This is a genomic window from Leisingera sp., assembly GCF_982940295.1.
Genome location: NZ_CEYXRG010000009.1, coordinates 55,318 through 74,452 on the forward strand (window position 1 = coordinate 55,318; position 19,135 = coordinate 74,452).

General features: G+C 64.8%; 17 protein-coding genes. 8 read left to right on the top strand and 9 right to left on the bottom strand.

What is annotated here, in order from left to right:
• Positions 1 to 126: 126 nt before the first annotated feature.
• The gene (locus AC4HIX_RS10340) at positions 127 to 1,746 is read right to left on the bottom strand and encodes a Na/Pi cotransporter family protein (protein ID WP_490398915.1); all 1,620 of its coding nucleotides are present in this window, start codon (positions 1,744 to 1,746) and stop codon (positions 127 to 129) included.
• A gap of 115 nt (positions 1,747 to 1,861) precedes the next feature.
• Here AC4HIX_RS10340 and acsA point away from each other — a divergent pair, with 115 nt between their 5' ends.
• From acsA to AC4HIX_RS10365, 5 genes are all read left to right on the top strand, one after another.
• A complete protein-coding gene (gene acsA / locus AC4HIX_RS10345; RefSeq protein ID WP_490398916.1) occupies positions 1,862 to 3,595 on the top strand; it encodes an acetate--CoA ligase in 1,734 nt (577 codons plus the stop codon).
• A complete protein-coding gene (gene pdhA / locus AC4HIX_RS10350; protein ID WP_490398917.1) occupies positions 3,592 to 5,589 on the top strand; it encodes a pyruvate dehydrogenase (acetyl-transferring) E1 component subunit alpha in 1,998 nt (665 codons plus the stop codon). Before acsA ends, pdhA begins: the two co-directional genes overlap by 4 nt.
• Before the next feature lies 1 nt (position 5,590).
• Entirely contained in the window at positions 5,591 to 6,745 is a 1,155-nt protein-coding gene (locus AC4HIX_RS10355) for a dihydrolipoamide acetyltransferase family protein (protein WP_490398918.1), read from the top strand.
• A complete protein-coding gene (locus AC4HIX_RS10360; RefSeq protein WP_490398919.1) occupies positions 6,742 to 6,993 on the top strand; it encodes an acyl carrier protein in 252 nt (83 codons plus the stop codon). The genes AC4HIX_RS10355 and AC4HIX_RS10360 overlap by 4 nt, the downstream gene beginning before the upstream one ends.
• Positions 6,994 to 7,140: 147 nt before the next feature.
• Positions 7,141 to 7,587 carry a hypothetical protein gene (locus AC4HIX_RS10365; protein WP_475046339.1) on the top strand — a complete coding sequence of 149 codons (447 nt, stop codon included), beginning with the start codon at positions 7,141 to 7,143 and terminating at the stop codon, positions 7,585 to 7,587.
• A gap of 116 nt (positions 7,588 to 7,703) precedes the next feature.
• Here AC4HIX_RS10365 and AC4HIX_RS10370 read toward each other — a convergent pair whose 3' ends face one another.
• Complete coding sequence (locus tag AC4HIX_RS10370; protein WP_490398920.1) at positions 7,704 to 7,967, bottom strand: adenine nucleotide alpha hydrolase family protein; 264 nt, start codon at positions 7,965 to 7,967, stop codon at positions 7,704 to 7,706.
• Between the two features lie 375 nt (positions 7,968 to 8,342).
• Between AC4HIX_RS10370 and AC4HIX_RS10375 the strand changes: the two genes are divergently transcribed.
• Positions 8,343 to 8,759: a CBS domain-containing protein gene (locus AC4HIX_RS10375; RefSeq protein WP_490398921.1), complete on the top strand. Its 417-nt coding sequence runs from the start codon at positions 8,343 to 8,345 to the stop codon at positions 8,757 to 8,759.
• On the opposite strand, the gene AC4HIX_RS10380 is transcribed toward AC4HIX_RS10375, so the two are convergent.
• Positions 8,756 to 9,445, bottom strand: coding sequence for a Crp/Fnr family transcriptional regulator (locus tag AC4HIX_RS10380; protein ID WP_490398922.1), 690 nt, complete (start codon positions 9,443 to 9,445; stop codon positions 8,756 to 8,758). The genes AC4HIX_RS10375 and AC4HIX_RS10380 overlap by 4 nt on opposite strands.
• A 250-nt stretch (positions 9,446 to 9,695) precedes the next feature.
• A complete protein-coding gene (locus AC4HIX_RS10385) occupies positions 9,696 to 10,520 on the bottom strand; it encodes a class II glutamine amidotransferase (protein WP_490398923.1) in 825 nt (274 codons plus the stop codon).
• 79 nt (positions 10,521 to 10,599) lie between these two features.
• On the opposite strand from AC4HIX_RS10385, the gene AC4HIX_RS10390 reads away from it, so the two are divergent.
• Positions 10,600 to 12,027, top strand: a complete 1,428-nt coding sequence (locus tag AC4HIX_RS10390) for a preATP grasp domain-containing protein (RefSeq protein WP_490398924.1) — start codon at positions 10,600 to 10,602, stop codon at positions 12,025 to 12,027.
• Positions 12,028 to 12,121: 94 nt separating this feature from the next.
• The gene (locus AC4HIX_RS10395) at positions 12,122 to 12,547 is read left to right on the top strand and encodes a DUF2267 domain-containing protein (RefSeq protein ID WP_490398925.1); all 426 of its coding nucleotides are present in this window, start codon (positions 12,122 to 12,124) and stop codon (positions 12,545 to 12,547) included.
• A gap of 61 nt (positions 12,548 to 12,608) precedes the next feature.
• Here AC4HIX_RS10395 and AC4HIX_RS10400 read toward each other — a convergent pair whose 3' ends face one another.
• The 5 genes from AC4HIX_RS10400 to AC4HIX_RS10420 form a co-directional block, all read right to left on the bottom strand.
• Entirely contained in the window at positions 12,609 to 13,136 is a 528-nt protein-coding gene (locus AC4HIX_RS10400; RefSeq protein WP_490398926.1) for a universal stress protein, read from the bottom strand.
• A 271-nt stretch (positions 13,137 to 13,407) separates the two neighbouring features.
• The gene (locus AC4HIX_RS10405) at positions 13,408 to 14,763 is read right to left on the bottom strand and encodes an HlyD family type I secretion periplasmic adaptor subunit (RefSeq protein ID WP_490398927.1); all 1,356 of its coding nucleotides are present in this window, start codon (positions 14,761 to 14,763) and stop codon (positions 13,408 to 13,410) included.
• Complete coding sequence (locus AC4HIX_RS10410) at positions 14,760 to 16,898, bottom strand: peptidase domain-containing ABC transporter (RefSeq protein ID WP_490398928.1); 2,139 nt, start codon at positions 16,896 to 16,898, stop codon at positions 14,760 to 14,762. The genes AC4HIX_RS10405 and AC4HIX_RS10410 overlap by 4 nt, the downstream gene beginning before the upstream one ends.
• On the bottom strand, positions 16,895 to 18,556 hold the full coding sequence (locus tag AC4HIX_RS10415; RefSeq protein ID WP_490398929.1) for an ABC transporter transmembrane domain-containing protein: 1,662 nt from the start codon (positions 18,554 to 18,556) through the stop codon (positions 16,895 to 16,897). The genes AC4HIX_RS10410 and AC4HIX_RS10415 overlap by 4 nt, the downstream gene beginning before the upstream one ends.
• 127 nt (positions 18,557 to 18,683) lie before the next feature.
• A partial coding sequence (locus AC4HIX_RS10420) for a calcium-binding protein (protein ID WP_490398930.1) occupies positions 18,684 to 19,135 on the bottom strand: 452 nt, incomplete at its 5' end.

Below are 19,135 nucleotides of genomic sequence, written 5' to 3' on the forward strand. Positions count from 1 at the left end.
GTATCCTCCTCCTCTGCCGTGATCCTCGTTGCGGCGAGTATAGGGGGCGCCGCGGGGTTGCGGCTTTAACCTGCCTCAAGTTCCCGTCTTCAGGCCGTGCCGCCCTGCCTGCGCAGGCGGCGGGTCTTAGTCCAGACCGGTATCCGCTTCCTCTCCTGTCTCTGCCCTGAGGCGGGGGCCGGGACCGCTGTTTTCCAGCAGGTTCAAGTGCACCTGTATGCGCCAGAGGTGATAGGCCACCCTGTGCAGCCAGCGGACCGCATCGAGCCGGGTCCAGGCGGTTTCGTCCGGCAGGGTGCCGTCTGCGGCCTCGGAGATCAGCCGGTCTCTTTGCGATCTGCGCTGCGCCCTCATGATGCGGCGGACACGGTCCAGCAGCTTTTCGCATTTGTCAGGGCTGCCGGCGTCTCCGGCATCGGCGGTTGCCAGGTCCAGCAGCCCGGTGAGACGCCGCAGCCGCGCGTCCTTCGGCAATTCGCTGATCCGGTCGGTTTGCGTGCAGCGGTACAGCAGCCGGTCCAGGTGATCCAGGGTGTGGTACATCCCCTTGATATCGGCAAACTCCGCGCTGGCATTGCCGGAGAGTTCGATCTTGTCGAGGTAGGTGCTGGTTTCGGTGACGGCGGAGGAAAGGTGGCCCCACTCATAACTGCTGCTGGCCGGGAGGGGAGCGCCGGTGAGCGTTCTGAGGTAATGAATGGCTGCTGCCGTGACCCGGTTCACGGCCACTTTTGCGGCGGCGGTCGCGGCGGCCGGATCGCTTAGGATCAGGTGATCCAGCGATTGCGTCAGCGCCGCCCCGCGGTCCGGGATCAGAAACTCGATCAGCCGCGCAAAGGGGCGCGCGAAGGGCAGGATCAGGATCACGCCAAGGAGGTTGAAGAGGCTGTGAAAGGCGACCAGGGCCGTCAGGGAGTCCCCGGCGCCGGCCCAGTAGGACACCGCGGCGGCAAACGGCCCGAGCAGGAAGAACGCCATGGCACCGGTCATCAGGTTGTAGACCACATGCGCAACGCCGGTGCGCCGGGCCATGGTGCCGCCGCCAAGCGTGGCCAGAATTGCCGTGAAGGTTGTGCCCACGTCCATCCCGATGACCAGCGCCGCGGCCTGCGGGAAATTCACCGCGCCGGCGCTGAGCGCGGCCAGGGCGGTGGCGACGCCCGCGCTCGACGACTGGGTGACCAGGGTGATCAGGACGCCTATCGCCACCAGTTTCAGCCGGCCTGCCCAGCTGTCGGAGGGGAAATCGGCGGGGGTGACGATGCCCTGAAAGGCCTCAAGCCCGGATTTCATCTGCTCGATGCCGATGAAGATCAGGCTGAAGCCCGCCAGCGCTTGGCCGAGATAGGAAACCTTGCGCTTGCCGGACAGCGCGAGCAGGGCACCCAGCAGGACCACCGGCAGCATTGCCTGGCCGAGGTCGAGCTTGAAGCCCAGGATGGCGACCAGCCAGCCGGTCATCGTGGTGCCGATGTTGGCGCCGAAGATGATCCCGAGCGCCTGCGGAAATGTGAGCAGGCCGGAGGCGACAAAGCCGACGGCGGCAACGGTGGTGGCGCTGGAGGACTGGATCGCCGCGGTGGTCACAGCGCCGGTGGCCGCGCCGGTGGCGGGGGTGGAGGTGAACCGGCCCAGAATGCTGCGCAGGCGGGCCCCGGCAAGTGTCTTGAGGCCGCCGGTCAGCAGCAGCATGCCGATCAGAAAGAGGCCGATGCCGCCAAGCGCCGGCAACACATTCCAGTACATTTGAAACAGAGTGCCAGAATCGCTGCGGCTCAGCAAATCCGGCGCCTGCCGCCCGATTGATGCGGGTTATAGCGGCGCGCCCGGTCCCGGGGGAACATGGGGCCGGGAGGATGCCATGCAGGATGACCGCAAGACAGGGGATAAGGGCCCGCGCGCCGGGCAAGTGCCCGCAGCGGGCGGCGAGGGCAGCCGGTGGGCCGGGACCGAGAAACTGGTCAGTGGCCTGAATGGCGGGCTGAACATTGCGCATGAAGCCGTGGACCGGCACGTGGCTGCGGGCTATGGCGCGCAGACGGCGATCCGCTGGCTGGGCAAGGACGGCAGCCGCCGCGAGCTGAGCTATGCTGACTTGGCCGCGCTGTCCTCAAAGTTTGCAAATCTGCTGCGGAACCACGGGCTGAAGCGGGGGGACAGTGTGTATTCCCTGATGGGCCGGGTGCCGGAGCTTTATGCCTGTGCCGTCGGAACGCTGAAGGCCGGGATGGTCTATACGCCGCTGTTTGCGGCCTTCGGGCCTGAGCCGATCCGGACGCGGATGGAGATCGGGGAGGCGCGGGTGCTGGTCACAACGGTGGCGCTGTTCCGGCGCAAGATCGCGCCGTTGCGGGATCAGCTGCCCTTCCTGAAGCTGGTGCTGGTCACCGGAGAGGAGGCGCCGGAGGGCTGCGTGGCGCTGGGGCCGGCGCTGGAGCGGGCAGGGGAGAAATTCGAAACGGTGCGCACCGGCGGTGAGGATCCGGCGCTGGTGCATTTCACCTCCGGCACCACCGGCAAGCCCAAGGGCGTGGTGCATGTGCATGGGGCGGTGGTCTATCACGCCTATTCGGGGCGCATCGCGCTGGGGCTGGAGCCGGGCGCGGTCTATTGGTGCACCGCCGATCCCGGCTGGGTCACTGGCACCTCCTACGGCATCATCGCGCCGCTGGTGAACCGGGTGACGATGATCGTGGATGAGGCCGAGTTCGACCTGGAACGCTGGTACGGCATCATCGGGCGCGAGCAGGTCGAGATCTGGTATTCGGCCCCCACCGCCATCCGCCTGATGATGCGGGCGGGCGCGGACGCGGCGGCTAAGTTCGATTTCTCGTCGCTGACATTCCTCGCCAGCGTCGGCGAGCCGCTGAACCCGGAGGCGGTGGAGTGGAGCGGCAAGGTGTTTCCGCACCCCTTCCACGACAACTGGTGGCAGACCGAAACCGGCGGCATCATGATTGCCAACCTGCCGGGCATGGAGGTGAAGCCCGGCTCGATGGGCCAGCCGCTGCCAGGCATCGTGGCGGCCATCCTTAGAGAGGACGGCGGCGGGCGGGCGGAATGCGGGGCAGGGGAGACCGGGGAGCTGGCGCTGCGCCCGGACTGGCCCTCGGTGATGCGGGGCTACCTGCATGAGGGGGAACGGTTCAAGAAATGCTTTGCCGATGGCTGGTACCTGTCGGGCGATTTGGCCACCCGGGATGAGGACGGGTATTACTGGTTCGTCGGGCGCAAGGACGACCTGATCAAGACCTCCGGCCATCTGATCGGCCCGTTTGAGGTGGAAAGCGCACTGATCGAGCATCCGGGCGTGGCGGAGGCGGCGGTGATCGGCGTGCCGGATGCTGCGGCGGGCGAGATCGTGAAGGCCTATGTCACGCTGAACCCCGGCTATGAGCCCTCTGAGGAGCTGGAGCGCGAGGTGCGGGGCCACGCGCGCAAGCGGCTGGGGGCGGCGGTGGCCCCGCGCAGCGTGCTGTTCCGCAACACCCTGCCCAAGACCCGCTCCGGCAAGATCATGCGGCGGCTGCTGAAGGCGCGCGAGCTGGGGCTGCCGGAGGGCGATATTTCGACATTGGAGAGCGATGAGACATGAGCACCCAGGGAAAAACCCGCCTCGACCGCGGCCATGTGCGCGACCTGCTGACGGCGATGATGCGTGTCCGCATGTTCGAGGACGCCTGTGCCGAACTGTATACCCAGGAAAAGATCCGCGGTTTTCTGCATCTTTACGACGGGGAGGAGGCGGTTGCCGCGGGCGTGATCCCGCTGCTGGCGGAGGGCGACCGGGTGGTCGCCACCTACCGTGAACACGGCCATGCGCTGGTGCGCGGGGTTCCGATGGATGCGGTGATGGCGGAGATGTTCGGCAAGGCCGAGGGCTGCTCCGGCGGGCGCGGGGGGTCGATGCATCTTTATGATGCGGGGGCGAATTTCTATGGCGGCAACGCGATTGTCGGCGGCGGGCTGCCGCTGGCGGCGGGGCTGGCGCTGGCGGACCATATGCGCGGCGATCCGCATGTGACCGCATGTTTCTTCGGCGAGGGGGCGGTGGCCGAAGGCGAGTTTCACGAGGCGATGAACCTGGCCGCTCTGTGGGGGCTGCCGGTGCTGTTTGTCTGTGAAAACAACGGCTATGCCATGGGCACGGCGCTGGGGCGCAGCGAGTCCGAGACCGATATCAGCGCCAAGGCGGCCGCCTATGGGGTGGCGGCCGAGGTGGTGGACGGGATGGATGTGGTGGCGGTCGAGACCGCGGCGCGGCGGGCGCTGGCGGATATCCGTGAAACCGGCAAACCGGTGTTCCTGGAGTGCCGCACCTACCGGTTCCGGGCGCATTCGATGTTCGACGCCCAGCTCTACCGCGACAAGGCCGAGGTCGAGGACTGGCGCAAGCGCGGCCCGATTGTCCGGTTCCGCGGCTGGCTGCTGGAGACCGGCTTGATCCATGAGGAGGAGGTGGACGGGATCGAGGCGGAGATCAGGGCGGAGATTGCAGAAGCGGTGCAGTTTGCTGAAGACGGATCGTGGGAGCCGTTGGAAGACCTGACGCGCCATGTCCTGGGGCCGCAGCCCGGACCGGTTGCGCCGGCGGCGGCTGGCGGGGAAACCACAGTGGTCAGCTACCGTGAGGCGGTGCGCGAGGCGCTGCGCGATGCGATGACGCGCGACGAGCGGGTTTTCCTGATGGGCGAGGACGTGGGCGCCTATGGCGGCTGCTATGCGGTGTCGATGGGGCTGATGGAGGAATTCGGCGAGGCCCGCATCCGGGACACGCCCCTGTCGGAGTCGGGCTTTACCGGTGCCGGGATCGGCGCGGCGATGGCGGGGATGCGCCCAGTGGTGGAGCTGATGACGGTCAATTTCTCGCTGCTGGCCTTGGATCAGATCCTGAACACCGCCGCCACCGTCCGGCACATGTCCAGCGGGCAGTTCGGGGTGCCGCTGGTGATCCGCATGGCCACCGGCGCGGGCAAGCAGTTGGCCGCGCAGCACTCGCACAGTCTGGAGGGGTGGTATGCCCATATCCCGGGGCTGAAGGTGCTGGCGCCGGCCACGGTGGAGGACGCGCGGGGGATGCTGTGGACGGCGCTGTGCGATCCGGATCCGGTGCTGATTTTCGAGAATGTGATGCTCTATAACCATGAGGAGGCGCTGAGCAGCACTGCGGGGCCGGTGGATATCTCAAAGGCCGCAGTCCGCCGCGAGGGGAGCGATGTCAGCCTGATCACCTATGGCGGTTCGCTGTTCAAGACGCTGGAGGCGGCGGAGAAACTGTCGGACTCGGGCATTTCGGCGGAGGTGATCGACCTGCGCAGCCTGCGGCCGCTGGATGACGCTTTGATCCTGGCCTCGGTGGCCAAGACCCGGCGCGCTGTCATTGTCGACGAGGGCTGGCGCTCCGGCTCGCTGGCGGCCGAGATTTCGGCGCGGATCATGGAGCAGGGGTTCTGGACGCTGGACGCGCCGGTCGGGCGGGTCTGTTCGGCGGAGGTGCCGATCCCCTATCCCAAGCATCTGGAAGACGCGGCGATCCCGCAGGTGCCGGCCATCGTGGCGGCAGTGCGGTCGGTCATGGGGACGGAGTAGGATGGGTCTGTTCACAATGCCCTCGCTTGGCTCCGACATGGAGAGCGGCACGCTGGCCGAATGGCTGGTTGCGCCGGGTGATACAGTGGCCCGCGGCGATGTGGTGGCGGTGGTGGAAACCCAGAAGGGCGCGATCGAGATCGAGTGTTTCGAGGCGGGCACGGTGCAGGAGCTGAGGGCGCAGCCCGGCCAAGTGCTGCCGGTGGGGGCGCCGATGGCGGTGATCCTGGCCGAGGGGGAAGCGGAGCCGGAGCAGGAACCTGCGTTGGAAACAGCGCTGGAACCTGCCGTGGAAGCTGAACCCAAGCCGGTCCAGCAAACTGTGCCTGCAGCTGCGGCTCCGCCGAGCGCGGTCAGGGCGTCGCCTGCGGCGCGGGTGCGGGCGGCAGAGCTGGGCCTGGATCTGGGCACCGTGACGGGCAGCGGTCCGGGCGGCGCCATCGTGCTGGCGGATGTGGAGGCGGGGGACGGCACCGGCAAGCCGGCCTCGCGCTTGGATGAGATGCGCAAGGCGATTGCCGCGGCGATGACACGCTCCAAGCAGACGATCCCGCACTTCTACTTGTCGCAGACCATGGACGTGCAGGGTGCCATCGACCTGCTGGCCGTGCGCAATGCCGAAGCGCCGCCTGAGGAGCGGATCCTGCTGGGCGCGGTGCTGCTGCGGGCGGCCGCCCTGGCGGCGCAGAAGGCAGAAACGCTGAACGGCCATTTCACGGATGGCGTGTTCCAGCCCGCCGCGCAGGTCAATCCCGGCCTTGCGGTGGCGCTGCGCGGCGGCGGGCTGGTGGCACCGGCGCTGGCCGATGTCCCGTCGATGACGCTGGCTGAGACCATGGCGGGGATGCGGGATGTCGTCTCCCGCGCGCGGGCGGGGCGGCTGACCAGTTCCGAGATGACCCGCGGCACCCTGACCGTGTCCAGCCTGGGTGAGACCTGCGGCGAGGTGATGGCCGGGGTGATCTTCCCGCCGCAGGTGGCGCTGATCGGGATCGGGGCACCGCAGCTGCGGCCCTGGGTGGCCGGAGGGCAAATCGTCCCGCGCACTGTCATCACTGTCACCCTGGCCGCGGATCACCGGGTCACCGGCGGCCGGCAGGCGGCCCGGTTTCTGGCCGGATTCGAAACTCTGATTTCCAAACCGGAGGCGTTATGACCCAGACCGAATTGCGTGCCGTTTTTCTGGAAGAGCTTACACGGGTTGCCCCGGACATCGACCCCGCAGGGGTGTCGGACGGGGATCACCTGCAGGATGATCTGGAGCTGGATTCGATGGATGTTCTGAATCTGGTTGCGGCGCTGCACCAGCGGCTTGGTGTCGATATTCCGGAGGCGGATTATCCGCAGATCGCCACGGCAGGGGCAGCCGTCCGGTACCTGTCCGCTGCTGTGCAAAAAATTTGAGCGCCCAGGTCCCGGCTGAGCGCCTATCCGCCGGGCACCTGTTTGTTTTGGCGATTCCGGTCGGGAGTTTGATTTTAATTAAAGCGGCCTCCCCGGACAGGTGGCACAATGTCAACAAGGTGAAATCCGCTGCGAGGAGATGCACAGATGCCAGAAAAATCGACATACCAAAGTGCCGGGATTTTCGCGGAAGCCCTGAAGCCGTGGCAAAGCGCGATGCAGTTCAACCCGATGTACAAGCCGCAGGTAGAGCAATTCTGGAACGTTCAGGAGAAGCTCCTGGATGAAGCGGAAGTGTTCGCGCGCCATTGGTTCGAGCGCCGGCACGAGGCGGCGCGAACTGCCCTGGACGCGGCCCGGACCATTGCCTCAGACGGCCCCGGTGCGCCGGTTTCGGTGGCCGAAGCCTTTGCGGAATGGCAGCGCCACTCGGCAGAGCGCATTGCCGAGGACGGCCAGGAGTGGCTTGGTATGATGTCCCGCTGCGCCCGCTACATGAGCGATACCGAAGCGGATGCGGTGGAAGAGACCATCGGCGAAGCAGTCAAGATGACCAAGAAGGCCACCAAGCCCGCGCAGTCCGATCCGGTCTGAGCCGGATCCGGCACCGCAGGGCGGTTGAAGCCGTGCCGGCGCATGAAGCGGTCAGCCGGACATCAGCACCGGTATCCGAGCCTCCTGCAGCACGTGTTCGGAGGCATCGCCGAAGATCAGGCGGTGCAGACGCGAATGGCCGTAGCCGCCTTGAACAGCTGTTCGATCTTCCGGTCTTCTTCGGCCACCCGCCTGCTGAATTCGCCCAGCATGACATCGTCGGCAGCGATTGCGATCCCGGAATAGGGCACCAGCGCCTCCAGCGTGTGGAGGCCTATCAGATGGGCGTCGAATTTCCGGGCCAGTCCGCAGGCCGCCGGCAGCAGGTGCGTGGCGGAAAACTCCGAGGTCAGGCAGGCAAGAATTGTCTTGTAGCTCATGGATCGGTTTCCCTCCCTGAATGCCGGCGCTTGCGGCGGCTGCGCGCAGGATCTGCCTATGAGATATAGCAGATTCCCCGCCTGTCAGGGATTGACTCCGGTCAACGGGGGAACCGCCGCGTACGGCGCCGGGCCTCCCGGCGCTTTAACGCTGGTTAATGCGCGGGCGGCCGGACTGGCCGAGTCTGTTCAGTAGAGCGACTCATGACACCTGTCTGAACAAACGGCGCTGCGGCTCGTTTGACGGCAGCATCCGGATCCCGGATCGCAAGCAGGAAGCCGGTAATAAAACCGGCCTCCTGATGCCGCTGGCGCGCGTTACTGGCAGACAGCACGCCACGGTCAGGCCGGCGGCGGCCGAGAAAGGGTTTGCCCATGCTTGTACAAGATATCATGTCCGTGCCCGCACGGTTTGCCCGGCTTCAAGACAGCGGGGCCAATGCAGCCAAGCAAATGCGCAGCCTTGGGATCGGCGTGCTGCCGGTTGTTGAGGACGGCGAGGTTGTGGGCATTGTCACGGACCGTGATCTGGTCCTGGCATTGGCCGGGCAGGACAGCGCGCTGGAGGGTATGGCCCTTGCCGCCGTCATGAACCCTGGAGTGATCTGCTGCCGGGCAGAGGACACAATCGAAGCGGCGGCGGCCCTTATGGGGGATCATCAGATCCGCCGTCTGCCGGTGCTGGACGATGAAGGGCGGCTGGCTGGCCTGTTGTCTGTCACGGACATTGCGGTGCACGCGTCGGAACAGCTTGCGGGTGAAGCCTTGGGCGAGATTGCCGAATACCGCTAGTCCGGAACCGGTGTGATCTCGGCGGCCAGGCGCTCCGGCTCAACCCCGGCGATGTCGGACAGGGCAGCGAGGTCTTTGATCCGGACGTCCATGTGATCCGCAGTCTCGACAAGGCCGTTTCTGACAAAGCGGCGCAGGGTCCGGCAGACATGGACCGCCGTGAGGCCGGTGAAATCGCCAATGTGCCTTTGGGTCAGGGGCAGGTGGAAGGCGCAGTTTTCCGACAGCCCCAGCGGTTTGAGCCGCAGGCAAAGCTCGATCAGCGCATAGGCGATCCGGCTTTCCGCGCTGCCGCGGCCCAGACGCAGCATGCGTTCGGACAGCCTGGCGCGCTCAGCGGCCTGGACCTGTTCATTTGCCCGCGCCAGCCGGGGCGCTTCAGCCAGCATCCGGTGCCAGGCCGCCAGGGGAATGACGGACACCAGGGCGTCGGTAACGGCCTCGATGTTCAGGCCCGCTGTCTTGCCGTCCGCGGATGTCGGGTCCGCGATGTCCCCGGGCAGCATGAAGTCGATCAGCTGCACTTCGCCGTGGAGGGAGGATTTCGACGCCGCAAGCCAGCCTTCGATCACGATGAAAACCTTGCAGCCGGACTCCCCGTCATGCAGCAGGATTTTGTTTTGCGGGATGCGCTGCAGGCTTCTTCGGAAACTGTTCAGGACCGCGTCGCTGGCATCAAAATCCATCGCGCCAATGCGGAGGCTGGCGACGTTGGTATATTGAATGGGGATTGGGCCTTGCCTCGTCACTGAAACTTTCCCTGCAAGAAATGCCAGTACGGGTCCTGATCCAGATGCCGTACCGCACAATGATCGGCGGTAGAGTGGTATTGGCCTCACGGTGCGGCTGACACGATACTGGCGCCAAGCGATTCTGTCGACCGGACGTGGCAGCGCAGCCGGGAGCGGCCGGTTTCCAAGGTTTCTGGCAGAGGCTTCAGTTCTGGCGCGCAAGCGGCCGCATGTGCAGGCGGAAATCCTCTGTTGCCTGGAACACAACACCGTTCGGCACTTGCTCCCAGGGCTCGTCGAAGGTGACGGGTTCCGAGGCGACCTCGACGGACCTGTAATCCGTATTATGGTGATGTTTGACATGTGTTTCACCGCAGACGGTGCAAATGTGCAGGTGGTCGCGGCGCAGGTGAAACAGGGAGCGGTTGAGCCGTGAGCCAACCAGGCGGGGCCCGTCGGTCAGCACGATGTTGAGACCCGGCGGGCGGGACGGATCGATTTCAGCGCACCAGGCGTTAATCTGGTTAAGCGCGTCGTGCACGGTGTCCAGCAGTCCCTTTTCCGGGTGGCGCAGGAAGAGGCTGAGCAGGTATCGGAAAACGTGTTCGCTGTCGGTCTGGCCGTGAATTGAGGACCGGTGCAAGGGATCCATACGCTCCAGCAGGCGGAACCGGATTTGTTCGAAATTCGGAATTGTGCCGTTATGCGCAAAAATCCAGCGCCCGTAATGGAACGGATGGGTGTTTTCCACGCTTGTGGCACCCACCGTGGCGCGGCGGACATGGGCAACCGCGGTGCGGCCATAGACCCGCGCGGCAGCTTTGGCGAAGTGTTCGCCGTGATAGGCCGCCCAGACCTGTTTTTCGATAATTGGAACGCCGTCGGGATAGTCTGCAACCCCCCAGCCGTGACCGTGCATCATGCCTTCCATGTCGCCCTGGCTTTGCGCCATCAGGGCGTTCTGGGCCGTGACCAGGCCGCATTCGACCCGGGTCGGCTCATTGGCGTGCATGGCATAGAGACGGCACATTTTCTGTCCGGTCGGATTGGGCCAGCGGATACTGTGATAGTATGTCCTGCAGGTGCAGCGGTAAAGAAGGGGGACAGCCTTGAACCGGTCTCGAACCCGGGATGCGCGGGGCGGGTCAGCTGCCGATGCAATTGCAGACAGGCTGGCCCGGGATGAGCCTGCGCTGAGGTCTTCCCGCGATCTGTGGCCGGGCGTGCAGCAGGGCACCGGCAATGGCGCATCGCTATTCATTGGCGATCAGGTCGGAATTGCGTTGTTCACACCCGAAATGGCCGGAACGCGCGACTATCGCATGGCGTTGCTGGCCAAACCCGGCGACGCGGTTGTGGTGCGGCAGCGCTGCCCGGAGTTCGAGGATTATCTGTCCGGGTATCCGGGCGTCTGTCAGGTCCGCTTTCTGGAGGCGGATGGCGCGGACCCGGCGCCAGTGGCCAAGCAGTGCCGGACCCGCCCTGCCCTGTTCACCCCTCTGCTGGAGTTGCTCCGGGCCTCGGGGTCGCTGACACTCCACGCCTATCTGGTGACCGGCCACCTGTGGCAGCTGGCACAATCACTGGCTGCCGCCGCCGGGCTGCCGGTCTATGTCGCGGGCCCGTCGCCGCGGATGTCGCGCCGGGTCAATGACAAGCTGTGGTTCTGGGACGTGGCGCGGGAGGTCGCGGGGCGGGAGGCCGTGCCGCCCACGGCCTTTGCCTTTGGCCCCGCGGCGGCGGCCGGGCAGATGGCCCGCCTGGCGCGGGTTTCCGGAGAGGTTGTGGTTAAAGTTCCGGACAGCGCGGGGGCGGCCGGAAACATCCGTTTTGGCGCGGCGCAGCTTGAAGGTCTTGGCACAGCCGCACTGCGCGATCAGCTGGAACAACGGCTGCGGGCGACCGGATGGGAGGGCGGCTATCCGGTGCTTGTCGGGGTGTGGGAAAGCGGCGTGAAGAAAAGCCCGTCGGTGCAGATGTGGCTGCCGCACACAAGCGAAGGGCCGCCCGAGATCCTTGGAATATTCGAGCAGCGGGTGCAGGGGCACGAGGGCAAATTCGTTGGCGCGCGATACGCCAGCCTGGAGCCGGAAACCGGCGAAAGACTGGCAGCGGACGCCTTGCATCTTGGCGCCATCTTCCAAAGGGCGGGCTATTTCGGGCCATGTTCGCTGGATGCGGTTCTGCAGTCGCCACCGTCCGGTGCCGAACAGATCCACTGGATCGAATGCAATGGGCGGTGGAGCGGTGTATCAATCCCGCTTGCCTCCGCAACCAGGCTGCTGGGGCGGCGCCCGGAGGGGATCGTCATCGTGCAGGAAACCCTTGAGCCTGAAGCGCCGGTTGATACCACCCGGCAGTGCAGCTGTCTGCGGGACTTGCTGTTCCGGCGCGGCCAGTCGTCCGAAGGCGTGATCCTGGTCTCACCGCCGCATCCGCTCCGCCCTTCGCTGAATGCGGCGGCTGTTGCGGGCAGCCAGGCCCGGGCAGAGGCCCTGATGGAAGAAGTGTTCGAGCGGATCAGCCCGGCCGGGTGAGCAGGGCCGGTCCGGGCGGCATTGATGCCCATTAATGCGGTGCGGGCCGAAATGGCCGATCCTGATCCGGCACACATCAGCTGGAGGAAAGATTATGGCGACCACGGGTATCAAGACGCTTGATCATGCGCCGCAGGTTTTTGCCGAATGGCTGAACCAGCTTTGCGATGACCTTGAATGGCCCGACAAATCCAGGGCCTATCTGCTGCTGCACGAAACGCTTCATGCCATTCGCGATTTCCTGTCCGTTGACGAAGCCGCCGACCTTGCGGCCCAGCTGCCGGTTCTGGTCCGGGGTGTGTTCTATGCCGGCTGGGACCCGTCCAAGACCCCGGCGAAACCCCGCAGTAAAAAGGATCTGCTGGCCCGCATTGAAGCGCGGTTCGACAAGGATCCGCTGGACGATCCGGAACGCGCCGTGGCTGCGGTGTTCGACCTGCTGCGCCGCCATGTGTCCAAAGGGGAGTTCGATCAGGTAAAGAACGCGATGCGCAAGCCGATCCGGGACCTTTGGGACTAGCCCGCCACGCGCAGCGAGGCAGAGCCGTATCCGCCAAGCCAATCACCTGCCGGCGCCAGGGTCATTGCGTGACGACCACCGTGCAGGCCGCGTGGTGCAGGACCTTTTGGGAGACACTCCCCATCAGGATTTCGCGCACCAGCCCCAGCCCGCGCCTGCCGATGACGATCATCCCGAAATTCCCGGCCTCGGCGGTTTTCAGAATGCCGTCCGCGTAGTCGCCGGCGCATAGATGCGTAACCACGTCCTGTGCGTCAGCATCCCTGGCGCGATGCTCTGCCCAATCGAGAATGGTTTCGCCGACTGCCAAAACCGCATTTGCCTTGTCGCGCTCCTCACTGGCGCTGGCAAACAGCCCCAGGAAATTCGCGGGCTGGCCGCGGGGGGTAAGGTTCTGGGCGGCAGCCACTTGTTCATACAGCTGTTCGGACCTGGCGAGCTGCATCATTTCCGCGGGCGGCCGCCCGTGCAGGTAAACGTGAACGATGCTGAGGCCGCGCCCCAGTTTGTTCGACAATTCCGCCGCGCAATCCACTGCGCGATTGCCTGATTCCGATCCGTCAGTAGCAACGAGAATTCTTTCAGCCATGGCCCGCTTCCTGTCATTCTGGAGTGTGACGGGAAGTTTAGTCAGGCAATGGCCTGGGCGCATTGCTTGGCGTTAATAACGCGAGCAGGGCGCAACCCGCCAATGTGCTTTTGGGTCCCTTCCATGCGCGGAAAAGCCGGCTCAGGTCCTTTCAGCACTCAGGCAGCCGCACGGATATTCCGGAGCCGGTCCGGGCCGGCTCGAAGGCAGCAGCGGCCTAACAGGAGCCTAATCCCATCAGGCCGCCCGCCCGGTTAGAGTTCCCCGCCGGTCATTGTTCCGAGAAGGCCGCGCTGCGAATGGCCTTCAGGGGTTTGAGAAAGTATTCAAACACCGTCTTGCTGCCGAGGCGGATGTCTGCCGAGACGGATAAGCCGGGCCGCAACTTCATGGTGTGCTTCCTGGCAGTTAAATCCTGATCTATACGGAGCCGCACAAGGTAAGCAGCTTCGTTGCTGTCCAGAATGTCCGAGCTGGGCGACACGGATACAACCGTGCCGGCAAGGGTCCCGAACTGTGAGGCGTCGAAGGTCAGGAGAGTCAATGCACCCTCAAAGCCGGGCTCGATGCCGCCGATCCGGCTGGCCGGTATCAGCACCTCTGCGAACAATTCGGCGCCTTCGGGCACGACTTCCGCTACGGGTCCGCCGGGGCCGATGACCTGACCTTCGGTATCGACCTCCACCGTCTGGACCACGCCGTCAAACGGGCTAACCAGCACACCGCTGCCGGCGCGCAGCTGGTAGCGGGCGATTTCCTCGCCCAGTTCCGCCAGCTTGGCTTCGGTTTCGGCAACGGTGCGGGCTGCGGTGCTTTTGCGGGCGGCAAGGTATTCGGTCTTTTCGCGCCGGGCCTTTTGCAGGCTGATTTCTGCAGTCCGTTTTTCGGCAGTCACCACCGCGATCTGCTCGCGGACTTCAATCAGGCTCAGTTCAGCCTGGTCTCTGTCCCGGCGGCTGATGAAGCCGCCATCCCTGAAAGACTGATCGAACGAGGCAAGACGCGCGGCCAGGATAATCCGCCGCCGTTCGAGCTCCACCAGGCGGGCGGACGCTTCGGCTTTGCGGGCACCGGCAAGTTCCAGATCCGCAGAGATCAGATCGAGCCGGGAGCGGACCGCCGCGGCCTCAGCCAGGAAGGAAACCTGCTGGCTTTGCCTGAGGCCGGTTTGCCAGCTGCTGGATGGGATGAATTCGGTGCCGTTCAAGATTGCAGACTGCAGGTCCAGTTCCAGGCGCAACGCCGCTTCGCGCACCTTTAACTGCTCCAGCTGCAGCAGGTCGCGCGACCGGTCAAAGGTGACCAGAGGATCCCCCGCTTGCACCTCCGAGCCTTGCCGCACATGAACGGCGGTGACGCGGCCGCCATGCTCGCTCTGCAAGGTGCGCACGCCATCCAGGGGCATGAGGCGGCCCTCTCCGGTCACGGTTTCGTAGACCGGGGTCATCGCGGCCCATGCGACAAAGCCCGCGGCGGCGATTGCAATCAGCCAAATCAGCCGGGTGTACCCCTTGGTGTCCGCCGGCTCTGAAAGATCGGCCTCCAGCAACAGTGCACGCCTTTGAATCCCATTGCCGGCCTGTACTACGGCGGAGGCCGGTGCCGTTTGATTGTTCTGGCCTGTCATGCGGCTTGTTCCTTCTTTCGCCCGGCCGGCTTGGGCATGCCGTCCAGCAGGGGCAGTTCGAGATCAGCGAGGCGGATGTGACTGGGGCGGTGTGTCACCATCAGCGTGGTAACACGGCCTTGGCGGCGCTGGATCGCTTGGATCATCGCGGCTTCAAGGGTCCGGTCCAGGGACTGGGCCGGGTCGTCAAGCAGCAGGACCTGCGGATCGCGCAGCAGCGCCTGTGCGACCGCTAGGGACTGGCGGAAGCCGCTGGGCAGCGTGGCCTGAACCTGGTCCGTCAGCACGGTGTGAATGCCTTTGGGAAGTTTCCCGACGGCGTCGCGCAGGGAGAGTTCATCAAGTATGTCGAACATCTGCGGTTCAGTGGCGAAGGGACAGGCAAGACGCAGGTTCTGGGCCACCGAGCCATGCACAAGCACCGGCCGCGCGGGCACATAGCTTATAAACTGGCGCAGCTGCGACACCGGGATTTGGCTGACGTTGACCCCGTTTATCGTCAGCACGCCGGTCTGAGGCTGCAGCAACCCTGCCACCAGCCGCAGCAATGTCGACTTCCCTGCTGCCGACGGGCCGGTGACGGCAACCAGCGCCCCTTCCGGGATCCGTGTGCTCAGACCGCGCACGGCCGGGGCGCTTTTGTTGCCGTAGCGGAAACCGACTGCGTTCAGATGAATGTCCCCCTTCGCCGAGTATTCGTGGTGGGCGCGCTTGGGATCGTGCTCCTGGCGCAGGGCGGCCAGCCGGTCCAGCTGCGATGCCACGCCTGCAATCTCAGTCCATTTGGTTGCCAGCTTCAAAGCGGATTGCACCGGGGCGATGGCGCGCCATGTCAGCATCACGGCCCCCAGCAACGCGCCGGATGTCAGGCTGCCCTGCATGACCAGAAAGGCGCCGAACAGGGCGGTCAGGCCCCCGGAAACCGGTGTCGCCGATTTGCAAACTGCGTCGATTGCGCTTTGCGCCATCTCTGCGCGCCGCGCTGCAATGGCCTTGCGGCGGGTGACGGTTTCCAGGCGGTCCCGCCATGCCCGCTGCTCGCCTGCGCAGCGGATTGCAACCGCATTCTGGAACAGGTCGCTGGTGATCCGGTTTTCTTCTTCTGCCGCGCTGCGGGCAGCGGTTTCCGCACGGCGCAGACGCGGCACCAGGAAGGCCGCGAACAGGCCGAAAGTCAGCATCAGCACCACAGGAACAAAGCCAAGCGGGCCCGCGATGGCAAAGATTGCCGCAACTGTGAGCAAAGCAAAAGGAAGATCAGCGACGGCGTCGGCCACATTACCGACTAGCAGGGTGGCCATGCGGCTGAATTGCCGGACACGGACCACTTGGGTGCTGACGGGGCTTGCAATTATCTGCTGGAGGGGCAGTGCGATTATCTTGCGCAGTACGGTGGTCGCGACGAGAAATTCCATTCGCGCCGCAATACGGGCCAGGCCCCGGGCCTTGAGCCTGCGGAAGCCCATGTCGAGCAACAGGAACATGGCCAGTCCGGCCCCAAGCCAGGCGAGAGTGTCGTGAGCCTTGGCCGGGATCACCGCGTCATAGACGGCGATCACCCCGAACGCGATGGCCAGCGCTGCGCCATTGCTGGCGGTCTTGGCTGTCAGGGCCTGCAGCCAGTTCTGCCGGAAACGGGTGATGAGCTGTCTTACAAAACCGTTCTGCGCAGTTTGCGGCGGTTTGCTGAAACTGAGCGTCAGAGACCTGTATGTCACCCCTTCATTGCAGGGCTCGCCCGTCACCGGGTCGACCAGGCTGGAACCGCCCCCGGCACATGGCTGAACGACAAGGATGCGGCCTGTGCCGGTGACCAGTGTTGTCGCAGGCGGGAGGTCTTCAATACGGCGGCTGCCGAGTCGGCTTTCCGTGCTGGATATCCCGAGCCGCGACAGGATCGACCGCAAGTCTGCGGTGGTCAGCCGGTCCGGCATATGCGGCAGTGCACGCACGAAGCTGTCGCGTGAGCCTGTCCAGCCGAACGTGCCGAGTATCCGGAAAACCGCAGCGACAACCGGGTCCCTGGATGTCACGCCCCAGCATTGGCTTGTATCAATGCCGTCGGCGATGGCATCCAGCCCGAAGGCACTCTGCGCAGACCCGTCTGCGCCGTTAGCGGGGAGGTGTACGGTCATGCTGCACCCGATGCGCCAATGGCAGTTGAAGTGTTGCGGAGCGGTGCGGCCGGCGTTGTGCGGAGGTCCGCCAGGCGGCCGTTCTCAAGGTGGAACTGACGGTCTGCGATTGCGGCAAACGACGGCCGCTGGGTCACCAGCACCGTGATCGTCTGCTGCCGGCGCCGTTTCAGCGCCTCCAGCAGCAACCGGTCAGAGCGCAGATCCAGCAAGGCATTGGCCTCATCAAACAGGATGACCTGCGGGGATTTCAACAGCGCTGCTACCATCGGCAATTGCGACTGAACGGCAACGGGGATGCCGGCGCCTGCGGTGTTCATGGGTTTGAACACGAAATCGTCAGGCTGGAGGGCGAAATAGTCAGCCAGCCCCAGCTCCCTGGCAGTTTCCAGCGCTTCGGGCAGGAATTCCGGCCCGCGCATCCCGGTCAGCGCATCCATCACGCTGCCGGCGGAATGCACCGGCGCGGATTGCATGAACGCAAAGCGGCTTGCGATGTAATCCGGGTCATAGCGGGCAATGTCGCAGCCGTTGACCAGCACTTTTCCGGAACTCGGCCGGTGCTGGCCCAGCAGTGTTTTCAGAAGGGTGGATTTGCCGCTGCCGCTGGCGCCGCTGATGGCAATCGACTCGCCCCGCTGCAGCGACAGGGTCAGCCCCTCGCACACCAGGTTTCCGGCAGCCGAATGCACATCCAGGTCAACAACTTCCAAGGTTTCAACAGTGTCCGCCGGATGGAGCGTCCCAACCACGGCCGGTGCCGCCAGGGCGCTGTCCAGTCGGTCAAGCGCCGGGCGGATAGCCTGATTTCCGGCAAACGCCGCCTGTAGTTTTACAAAGGGTGCAATGACGCGGCCTGACAACAGAATGGTCGCAGCCAGTTCCCCAGGGGTCAGCGTCCTGTTGATCACAAAAGGGGCACCGAACATCGCAATGAGCATGGGGGCCGCTTGCGAGATTGCTTCAGCAGATGCATGGCCCGAGGCTTGGCGGTAGACCAGCGTTTGGGTTGCCTCCGCCCCCCGGGCAACCAGTCTCTCATGACGGCGCATCATGAACTCATCCGCGCCAAGCCCTTTCAGATGCTCTATGCCGGAAAGCACTTCGGACACAAAACTGCCGGCACGCGCGGAGATGTCACGGCGGTTCTCGTCGAGAGCCTGTATCGTCTTGCGGCCGCGGGTCCGCAGAAACAGAACCGCCGCCAGTATGCCCAGGATCGCCACCGCCAGCCAGGGTTCGATCACCCAGAAAACCGCGAGAAACACGCCAGCAAACGGCAAGTCGATAAGCGACAGCCGCTGACCGCCGGCATTCAGCTGCTGTACTTTGCCGATTGTTTCCAGCGCCTCCTGCCCGGCCTGTCCGGTTCCCGGCTGCCTGGCTTCTGCGGGCTGGTAGAGCATATTATTGTATAGCCGGAGCTTGGTTTCGAGCTCGTAGCGCATCCCGAACGCCGAATGGAGACCGGCAAGGGCGATCCTGACCGCAGCCTCCGCCAGGACTGCGCCCACAAGGATCACCGCCAGCACAACCAGCGTTTCGATCGCGTTGTTGGGAATTACCCTGTCAAAAACCTGAATGGTGATCAGTGGCAGCACCAGCCCAAGGGTATTCGCCAGCGCCGCCCCCAATTCCGCAGAGGCACTGGTTTGCACTTGGTGCCGTCGAAAAACCTTTAAAAACTTTCCGGCCAAGATTCAGCCCTTCTCTATAGTGCCGCAAAGATAGCGGCGAGAGGTTAACCGTATGGAAAAAATGAATATTCCGAACATTTTCATGGCTCTACCAAGTGACGTTTTCGATGCCGTCAAAGTCAATTTCCTCGCCGTCATCAAACGTGATCCTGCCAGAGGCTCCTTCCGATAGATCCAGCGCTCCGTCGCTCACGCTTTCCACTGAACCGGACTCGACCTGCAGCACCCAGCCATTGCCTTCCACGGTATTGCCGTCAGCAACCACGCCGCCGTCCCCGTTTTCCAGGCGGATCGTATCGTGCCAGCCGCTGCCGCCATCGATCTCGTCAGATCCGTCTCCTGCCGCATAAAGAAACAGGTCGTCCCCGGCACCGCCGGTCAGGGTGTCATCACCGCTGCCGCCCGCAATAATGTCGTCGCCGTCGCCTCCCATGAGCAGGTCATCGCCGCCGCCGCCGGAGAGGTTGTCGTCGCCGCGGTTGCCCTCGATGGTGTCGGCCTGATCGGTGCCGGTCACGGTGTCGTTGCCGTCGCCCGCGT